Genomic DNA, 9,688 nt, shown 5'->3' with positions numbered 1-9,688 from the left:
AACTCTCCGAGCCCCTCCCCCACAACCACCGCACGACGCTCCAGCACCGCACGCGACGTCGCCAGCGAGAACCCCACGTCCCCCGGCCGAACCCCAACGCCCTCGGCGTCCTCGGCGTCCAGGAAGGACAGCAGGCGGCCCGCCTGCTCCCGCAACGCCGCATCGCTCTTCGCCGACAGCACCCACGGCACGACCGCACCCGAGGCCGGAGCCGGAGCCGGAGCCGGAGCCGGGGGATCCTCCGCCATGCCGGGCGCCTGCTCGACGATCACGTGCGCATTGGTTCCGCTCACACCGAAGGAGGACACCGCAGCTCGGCGTGGTCCGTCGCCCGCAGACCAGTCAACCGCTTCGGTCAGCAGCCGTACATCACCGGCCGACCAGTCCACGTGCGGCGTCGGCTCATCGACGTGCAACGTGCGCGGCAGCACACCGTGCCGCATCGCCATCACCATCTTGATCACACCACCGACACCCGCGGCGGCCTGGGCGTGGCCGATGTTGGACTTCAGCGAGCCCAGCCACAACGGCCTTTCCTCCAGCCGCTCCTGACCGTACGTGGCGATCAGCGCCTGCGCCTCGATCGGATCACCCAGCCTCGTACCCGTACCGTGCGCCTCCACCACGTCGACCTGACCCGAGGACAGGCCCGCGTTCGCCAGCGCCTGCCGGATCACCCGCTGCTGCGCCGGACCGTTCGGCGCCGTCAGACCGTTCGACGCACCGTCCTGGTTGACGGCGCTGCCGCGGATGACGGCGAGCACCCGGTGCCCGTTGCGACGGGCGTCGGACAGCCGCTCCACCAGCAACATGCCCGCACCCTCGGCCCAGCCCGTACCGTCCGCACCGGCGCCGAACGCCTTGCACCGACCGTCCGCCGACAGCCCCCGCTGACGGCTGAACTCCACGAACACGGACGGGCCGGCCATCACCGTGACTCCCCCGACGAGGGCCATCGAGCACTCCCCGCTCCGCAGCGCCTGCGCGGCGAGGTGGAGGGCCACCAGCGACGACGAGCACGCCGTGTCGACCGTGACCGCCGGGCCCTCCAGGCCGAACGTGTACGAGACACGCCCCGAAGCGACGCTGCCCGCACTGCCGTTGACGAGGTAGCCCTCCAGCCCTGCCGGCGAGGTGTGCACGCGCCCGCCGTAGTCGTGGTACATCACACCGGCGAAGACACCGGTCCTGCTGCCCCGCACCGTCACCGGGTCGATCCCGGCCCGCTCGAAGGCCTCCCACGACGTCTCCAGCAGCAACCGCTGCTGCGGGTCCATCGCCAGCGCCTCACGCGGCGAGATCCCGAAGAACTCGGCGTCGAAGTCCGCCGCGTCATGGAGGAAGCCGCCCTGGCGGGTGTAGCTGGTGCCCCACTGTTCGGGGTCCGGGTCGTAGAGCTTCGCCACGTCCCAGCCGCGGTCCTCGGGGAAGCCCGACACGGCGTCACGGCCGGAGTGCACCAGCTGCCACAGGTCTTCGGGCGACCGCACGCCGCCGGGGTAGCGGCAGGCCATGCCCACGATCGCGATGGGCTCGTCCGCCGCTCCGGTGGCCGGGGAGAGGGCCGCCGACACGGCTGCCGCCGCTTCGCCGGAGCCTGCGGCTTCGGCGGTGAGGAAGCGGGCGAGGGCAAGCGGGCTCGGGTGGTCGAAGATCAGGGTGGCCGGCAGACGCATGCCGACGGCCGAGTTGAGCTTGTTGCGCAGTTCGACGGCGGTGAGCGAGTCGAACCCGATGTCCTTGAACGAGTCGTCCGCGCCGACCGACCGCGTACCGACGTGCCCGAGCACGGCGGCGACCTCGGTGCGCACCAGGTCCAGCACCACCTGCTCACGCCCGGCCTCCGGCAGCCCGGCCAGCCGCTGCCCCAGCGATCCCTTCGGCGTGGTCCGCGCCGCGCGCCGCACCGGCGCGACCCTCACCAGTTCGCGCAGGACCGGCGGCACGGGCTGCCCCTGTCCGCCGCGGAAGGCGGACGTGTCGAGCCGGATCGGGGCGACCGCGGCCCGACGGGTGGCCAGTGCCGCGTCGAACATCCGCAGGCCGTCCGCCGACGGGATCGCGGCGAGGCCCATGCGCTTGATGCGCGTGAGATCGACGTGGTCGAGGCCGCCGGTCATGGCGCTCTCGCTGTCCTGCGCCCACAGGCCCCAGGCCAGCGACGTGGCCCTCAGGCCCGCGGCACGGCGGTGCTCGGCGAGGGCGTCGAGGAAGGTGTTGGCAGCGGCGTAGTTCCCCTGGCCCGGCGTGCCGAGGGTGCCCGCCACCGAGGAGAAGAGCACGAACGCGGACAGGTCGCCGGACAGCTCGCACGCCAGGTCGTGCAGGTTCAGCGCCGCGTCCACCTTCGGGCGGAACACGGCGTCCAGCCGCTCGGGGGTCAGCGAGCCGATGATTCCGTCGTCCAGGACGCCGGCGGTGTGGATGATCGCGGACAGGTTCTGCCCGGGCCCGGTCAGGAGTGCACGGACGGCATCACGGTCGGCCACATCACACGCGGCCCAGGTGACCTCGGCGCCCTGCGCGGTCAGCTCGGCGGCGAGCTCGGCCGCGCCGGGTGCGTCCCCACCGCGGCGGCTGACCAGCAGCAGGCTGTGCACACCGTGCTCGGCGACCAGGTGCCGGGCCAACAGCCCGCCCAGCCCGCCAGACGCGCCGGTCAGCAGGACGGTGCCGGAGCCGAGGCCGGGAAGCTCCGGGTCCGCGTCCGACGCGGCGACGCGGACCAGCCTCGGCACCCGGACCTCGTCGTCCGCGTGCACCGCGGCCTGCGACTCACCGGACGCGATCAGGCCGGGCAGCACCCGGGCGAGACTGGCACCGCCGACATCGGCATCGGCATCGGCATCGCCGACGGTCTCCACCAGTATGACGCGGTCGGGGTTCTCGGTCTGCGCCGAGCGCACCAGTCCGCGGACCGCCGACTGGGCGAGGTCTCCCGTACGTATCACCAGCACCAGGCGCGCCGGGCGTTCCTCGGCCAGCCACCACTGCACCAGCTCCAGCACTGCGTGGGTGATCTCACGGACCCGTGTGGCAAGGTCCGCGCCGGCCCCGGTCGGGCAGTGCACGACCACTGCATCGGCGACGGCTCCGGCATCGGTGCCCGTCGGCGAGTCCGCGGCCCGAAGAGCGGCGAGATCCTCGTACGTCTCGATCCTCATGGCGTCCGGCGCGGGCGGCAGGCCGACCGGCATCCACTCCAGGCCGAAGAGCGCGTCGGCGCGGCCGGAACCGGCGCGCAACCGGTCGGCGGGCACCGGGCGCAGCGTCAGCGTGTCGATCTGCGCGATCGGCTCACCGGTGCCGTCGGCCAGCGTCAGCGACACCGTGGAAGTGCCGGTGCCGACGCGCGAGACCTTCACCCGCAGGCCGGAGGCTCCGGCAGCCGCCAGACGCACACCGCCCCAGGCGAACGGCAGCAGCCCGTTCCCCGTCCCGGCCTCGGGCTCGACCGCGCCCAGCCAGACGGTGTGCAGGGCGGCGTCGAACAGCGCGGGGTGCAGGCCGTACGCGTCAGCGTCCATCCGCTCCGCGCCCGGCAGTTCTACCTCGGCGAAGAAGTCGTCCCCGTTCCGCCACGCGGCGCGCAGCCCCTGGAAGACGGGTCCGTAGTCGAGCGCCATGCCGGCCAGGCGGTCGTAGAACCCGTCGACGTCGACCCGCTCCGCGCCCACGGGCGGCCACGCGGCGAGCGAGCCGGCCACGGGCCCTCCTGTGGCGACGGCCAGCGAGCCGGAGGCATGCCGGGCCCATGCCCGCCCGGAGACGTCCTCGTGGGCGTACGCGGCTCCGCCGTCGATCCGCGAGTGCACCGTCAGCGGCCTGCGGCCCGAGCCGTCGTCTGCGCCTACGCGCACCTGCAGGGCGACGCCCCCGCGCTCCGGTACGAGCAGCGGTGTCTCCAGCGTCAGCTCTTCCAGCAGGTCGCATCCCACGGCATCGGCAGCGGTGATCGCCAGCTCGACGAACGCGGTTCCCGGCAGGAGCGCGACCCCATCGACGGCGTGGTCCACCAGCCACGGGTGCGTATGCGTCGAGAGCCGCCCGGTGAGCAGGTGTCCGTCGCCGTCGGCCAGCGGCACGGCGGCGCCGAGCAGCGGGTGACCGGCCTCGCCCTGCCCCACCGCGCGCATGTCACCGACGGAGGCGGGGGCGTCGAGCCAGTAGCGCTCGCGCTGGAAGGCGTACGTGGGCAGGTCGACGCGGCGGGCGCCCGGAAAGAAGGCGTGCCAGTCCACTTCGGCCCCGCTGACGTGCAGTTGGGCGTACGCGGTGGTGAGCGCCTGGGGTTCGGGGCGGTCGGCTCGGAGTACGGGGATGGTGACGATGTCGTCCACACAGCCCTGCGCCAGGCCGCTGAGGACGCCCCCGGGGCCGATCTCCACGAACGTGGTCACGCCCAGCTCGTGCAGGGTCCGCACACCGTCGGCGAAACGGACCGCCTCACGGACGTGCCGCACCCAGTACTCCGGGGTGTACACCTCGGCCAGGCGGCCGGTGAGGTTCGAAACGACGGGAAACCGCGGCTCGTTGAAGACCAGACCGCCGACGACCTCCCCGAACTCCTCCAGCATCGGATCCATCAACGGCGAATGGAACGCGTGACTGACCTTCAGGCGAGACGTCTTACGACCCTGAGCGGCGAACACCTCGGCAATCGCCGCAACCGCGCCCTCCACACCCGAAATGACCACCGAACGAGGGCCGTTGACGGCCGCGACACCGACCTCGTCGGTCAGATACGGCAACACCTCCTCCTCGGCCGCCTGCACCGCCACCATCGCACCACCAGCGGGCAGCGCCTGCATCAACGCGGCACGCGCCGACACCAGCCTCGCCGCGTCGTCCAGCGACAGCACCCCGGCCACATGAGCGGCCGCGATCTCACCCACCGAATGCCCGGCCACGAAGTCCGGCCGCACACCCCACGACTCCAGCAGACGGAACAGCGCCACCTCCACCGCGAACAACGCCGGCTGCGCCGAACCCGTCCGGTCGAGCGCCTCCGAGTCGACATCGACCGGCGCGTCCAGGAGCGCGCACACCTCGTCGTACGCCGTGGCGAACACCGGGTACGCCGCGTACAGCTCGCGCCCCATACCGACCCGCTGCGAACCCTGACCCGAGAACAAGAACCCGACCTTGTCCGTCGGACGAGCGCGCCCGGCGACGACGTTCGCCGCCGGTTCCCCCGCGGCGAGGGCCTCAAGGCCCGCCCGCAGTTCGGCTGGGTCGGTGCCGACCACCGCCGCCCGGTGCTCCAGCGCCGACCGCGTCGTGGCCGACGAGAATCCGGCGTCGACGTGCGACACCTCATCGGTCGCGACGGCCAGCAGACGCTCCGCCTGGGCTCGTAGCGCCACTTCACTCTTCGCCGACAGCACCCAGGGCACGGGCACCGGGCGGTGTTCCCGGGCCGGCTCGGCCAAGGCCGCGGCGGGCGCCTCCTCGATGACGGTGTGCGCGTTGGTGCCGCCGATGCCGAAGGACGACACCGCGGCCCGGCGGGGCCCGGCGGTCACGGGCCATGGCACCGGCTCGGTCAGCAGCCGCACGGCGCCCGCCGACCAGTCCACGTGCGGCGTCGGCTCGTCCACGTGCAGGGTCCGCGGCAGCACGCCGTGGCGCATCGCCATGACCATCTTGATCACACCGGCGACACCCGCGGCGGCCTGCGTGTGACCGATGTTGGACTTGACCGAGCCCAGCCACAGCGGCCGGTCGTCGGAGTGTTCCCGGCCGTACGTGGCGAGGAGCGCCTGCGCCTCGATCGGGTCGCCGAGCCTGGTCCCCGTGCCATGGGCCTCGACGGCGTCCACGTCGGCCGGCGTGAGCCCGGCGGACGCCAGCGCCTGCCGGATGACCCGCTGCTGCGAAGGCCCGTTCGGCGCGGTCAGACCGTTCGACGCACCGTCCTGATTGACCGCACTGCCCCGCACGACGGCGAGCACCCGGTGGCCGTTGCGACGGGCGTCGGACAGCCGTTCCACCAGCAGCATGCCGACGCCCTCACCCCAGCCCGTGCCGTCGGCCCCGGCCGAGAACGCCTTGCATCGGCCGTCGGGCGACAGCCCGCGCTGTCGGCTGAACTCCACGAACAGTTCCGGCGTGGTCATGACGGTGACGCCCCCGACCAGGGCCATCGTGCACTCGCCGCTCCGCAGCGCCTGCGCGGCGAGGTGGAGGGCGACGAGCGAGGACGAGCACGCCGTGTCGACCGTGACAGCCGGGCCCTCCAGGCCGAACGTGTAGGAGATGCGTCCGGAGACGACCGACGCCGCCTTGCCGGTGAGCGCGTACCCCTCGATCTCCTCGGGCGCGTTGCGCAGCCTGTTGGCGTAGTCCTGGCCGTTGGTGCCGACGAAGACACCGGTGCGGCTGGCGCGGACGGACGCGGGGGCGATCCCGGCCCGCTCGAAGGCCTCCCACGAGGTCTCCAGCAGCAGCCGCTGCTGCGGGTCCATGGCCAGTGCCTCGCGCGGCGAGATCCCGAAGAGACCGGCGTCGAAGCGGTCGGCGCCCTGGATGAAGCCCCCCTCACGCGAGTACGTCTTGCCGGGCCGGTCGGGGTCGGGGTCGTAGAGCGCGTCGATGTCCCATCCGCGGTCGGTGGGGAACCCGGACATCGCGTCCCGGCCGGAGCTCAGCAGCTCCCACAGGTCCTCCGGCGACTGGACGCCGCCGGGGAAGCGGCAGCTCATGCCGACGATCGCGAGGGGCTCGTCGGGCGCGGCCGCGGCCGTCGCCCGCGCGGCGTCCGCCTCCGGCCCGGGTCGGCCGAGGAGTTCCTGGCCCAGGTGACGGGCGAGGGCGGTGGGGGTCGGGTGGTCGAAGACCAGGGTGCTGGGCAGCTTGAGGCCGGTGGCCGTGTTGAGCCGGTGGCGCAGCTCGACGGCCGTGAGCGAGTCGAAGCCGGTCTCGCGGAACGTCCGGTCGGCTTCGAAGGCGCCCTTGCCCGTGTGGCCGAGCACCGTGGCGGCCTGCTCGCGGACCAGGTCCAGCAGGATGCGGCCCTGTTCCCCCGGCGTGGCGCCGAGAAGGCGCTGGACCAGCGCGGACACGGGCACTTCGGCGCTCCGGGCGGCCCGGGCGCGTGCTTCGAGGGCTTCGCGGGCCTCGGGCACGCCGTGCAGCAGCGGGCAGGGGCGCGTGCCGGCGAAGGCCGGGACGAAGCGGTCCCAGTCCACGTCCGCGACGGTCACGGAGGTCTCGCCGTGGGTCAGCGCGCCGTGCAGCACTGAGATCGCGGCAAGGGCCGCGATCCCCCGTACGCCGCGCCGCCGCAGGTGGTCACCGGCGGCGCCGTCGGCCATGCCCCCGTCCGCCCAGGGCCCCCAGGCGACGGCCAGCGCGGGCAGGCCCTGCGCCCTGCGCTGCTCGGCGAGGGCGTCGAGGAAGGCGTTCGCGGCACCGTAGGCGCCCTGGCCGCCGTTGCCCCAGACACCGGTCATCGAGGAGAAGAGCACGAAGGCGTCGAGGTCCTGGCGGTCCCGGGTCAGCTCGTGCAGGTGGAGCGCGGCGTCCGCCTTGGGGCGCAGCACGCCGTCGAGGCGCTCGGGCGTGAGCGATTCGACCAGGCCGTCGTCGAGTACGCCCGCGGCGTGCACCACGGCATTCACGGTGTACCGGCCCAACAACTCGGCGAGCGCGTCGCGGTCGGCCACATCGCACGCGGCGACGGTTACCTCGGTGCCCGACTCCTCCAGCTCCGCCTTGAGTTCGGCGGCGCCCGGGGCGTCGTGGCCCCGGCGGCCGGCGAGCACCAGGTGCTCGGCACCGGCACCGGCGAGCCAGCGGGCCACGTGGCCGCCCAGTGCACCCGTACCACCGGTCACGAGCACGGTGCCGCGCGGCGACCAGGGTGCGTCCGCAGATGCCGCGCTCTGCGGGGCGCGCACGAGGCGGCGGCCGGACACGCCGGAGGCGCGTACGGCGAGCTGGTCCTCGTCGGCCTGAGCCAGGACGCCGGCCAGTCGCTCCAGCGCGCGGGAGTCCGGCTCGGCGGGCAGATCGATGAGCCCGCCCCAGCGCTGCGGCTGTTCCAGGGCGACGACCCTGCCCAGGCCCCAGAGCCGGGCGGAGACGGGGTCGGTCGGCGGGTCCGTCGGGCCGGTCGACACCGCGCCACTGGTCAGGCACCACAACGGCGCCTCGATCCCGGCGTCGCCGAGGGCCTGGACCAGCAGGACCAGCCGCTGGAGGGCAGCGGCTCCCGCTTCCCCCTGCGCTGCGGCGAACAGGATCCCGTCGGCCTGTTCGTGCCCGGCGTCGGCGAGGGACCGGGCGAGTACGTCGCGGTCGGTGTCCTCGCCCAAGGCGAACGGTACGAGCGTGACGCCGAGTTCCGTGAGCCCGGCACGGATCGCCTCGGTCCACGCGGTCTCCTCGGAGACCGCGTAGAGCCAGGTCCCCGGCGGAACGGCCCCGGCCATGTCACCGAGCGGCTGCCAGGTGACCCGGTAGCGCCAGCCGTCGGCGGTGGACTGCTCGCGCCGCTTCCGGCGCCAGGCGGACAACTTGGGTGCGATCAGTCCCAGTTCGGCGGGCTCCAGTCCCAGAAGCGCACCGAGAGACGCCCGGTCCTCGCTCTCGACGGAGTCCCAGAACTCGGCGTCCATCGCCTCTGGCGTGCCGGCGGTCGCCGATTGAGGCGCGTCGAGCCAGTAGCGCTCGCGCTGGAAGGCGTACGTGGGCAGGTCCACGCGGCGGGCGCCGGGCAAGAGCGCCTGCCAGTCGGGCGAGATGCCGTGGGTGTACAGCTGCCCGACGGCGCTGACGAGGGCGTACGGCTCGGGCCGGTCGACGCGCAGGGCGGGAACGGTGACGACGTCCGTACCGTCGTCGAAGCAGCCCTGGACGAGGGCGCTGAGCACACCACCCGGACCGATCTCCACGAACGTGGTCACCCCCAGCTCGCCGAGGGTCTTGATGCCGTCGGCGAAACGGACCGCCTCACGGACGTGCCGCACCCAGTACTCCGGGGTGTACGCCTCGGCCAGACGGCCGGTGAGGTTCGAAACGACGGGAATCCGCGGCTCGTTGAAGACCAGACCGCCGACGACCTCCGCGAACTCCTCCAGCATCGGCTCCATCAACGGCGAATGGAACGCGTGACTGACCTTCAGCCTGGACGTCTTACGCCCCTGAGCGGCGAACACCTCGGCAATCGCCGCAACCGCACCCTCCACACCCGAAATGACCACCGACCGAAGACCGTTGACCGCCGCGACACCGACCTCGTCGGTCAGATACGGCAACACCTCCTCCTCGGCCGCCTGCACCGCCACCATCGCACCACCAGCGGGCAGCGCCTGCATCAACGCGGCACGGGCGGACACGAGCCTCGCCGCGTCCTCGAGCGACAGCACCCCGGCCACATGAGCGGCCGCGATCTCACCGACCGAGTGACCCGCCACAAAGTCCGGCCGGATGCCCCACGATTCGAGAAGCCGGAACAACGCCACCTCGACCGCGAAAAGCGCGGGCTGCGCGGAACCCGTCCGGTGCAGATCTTCCGAGTCGACGTCGACCACGGCGTCGAGGTGCGCGCAGATCTCGTCGTACGCCGCGGCGAACACCGGATAGGACGTGTACAGCTCGCGCCCCATACCGACCCGCTGCGAACCCTGCCCCGAGAACAAGAACCCGACCTTGCCGCCGACGGCACCACCCACCGGAGCGGCAC

The 9,688-nt window shown here is 73.1% G+C and carries 1 protein-coding gene; it reads right to left on the bottom strand.

The window, feature by feature from the left end; all coding sequences use genetic code 11:
* The coding region (locus tag ACZ60B_RS41910) for an SDR family NAD(P)-dependent oxidoreductase (protein WP_469397076.1) at positions 1 to 9,688 on the bottom strand (9,688 nt) is incomplete at both ends.

The organism is Streptomyces sp. NPDC104096 (assembly GCF_055584385.1).
Note: the sequence above shows the minus strand (reverse complement) of the source record. Positions and strands in the feature narration are given on the sequence as shown.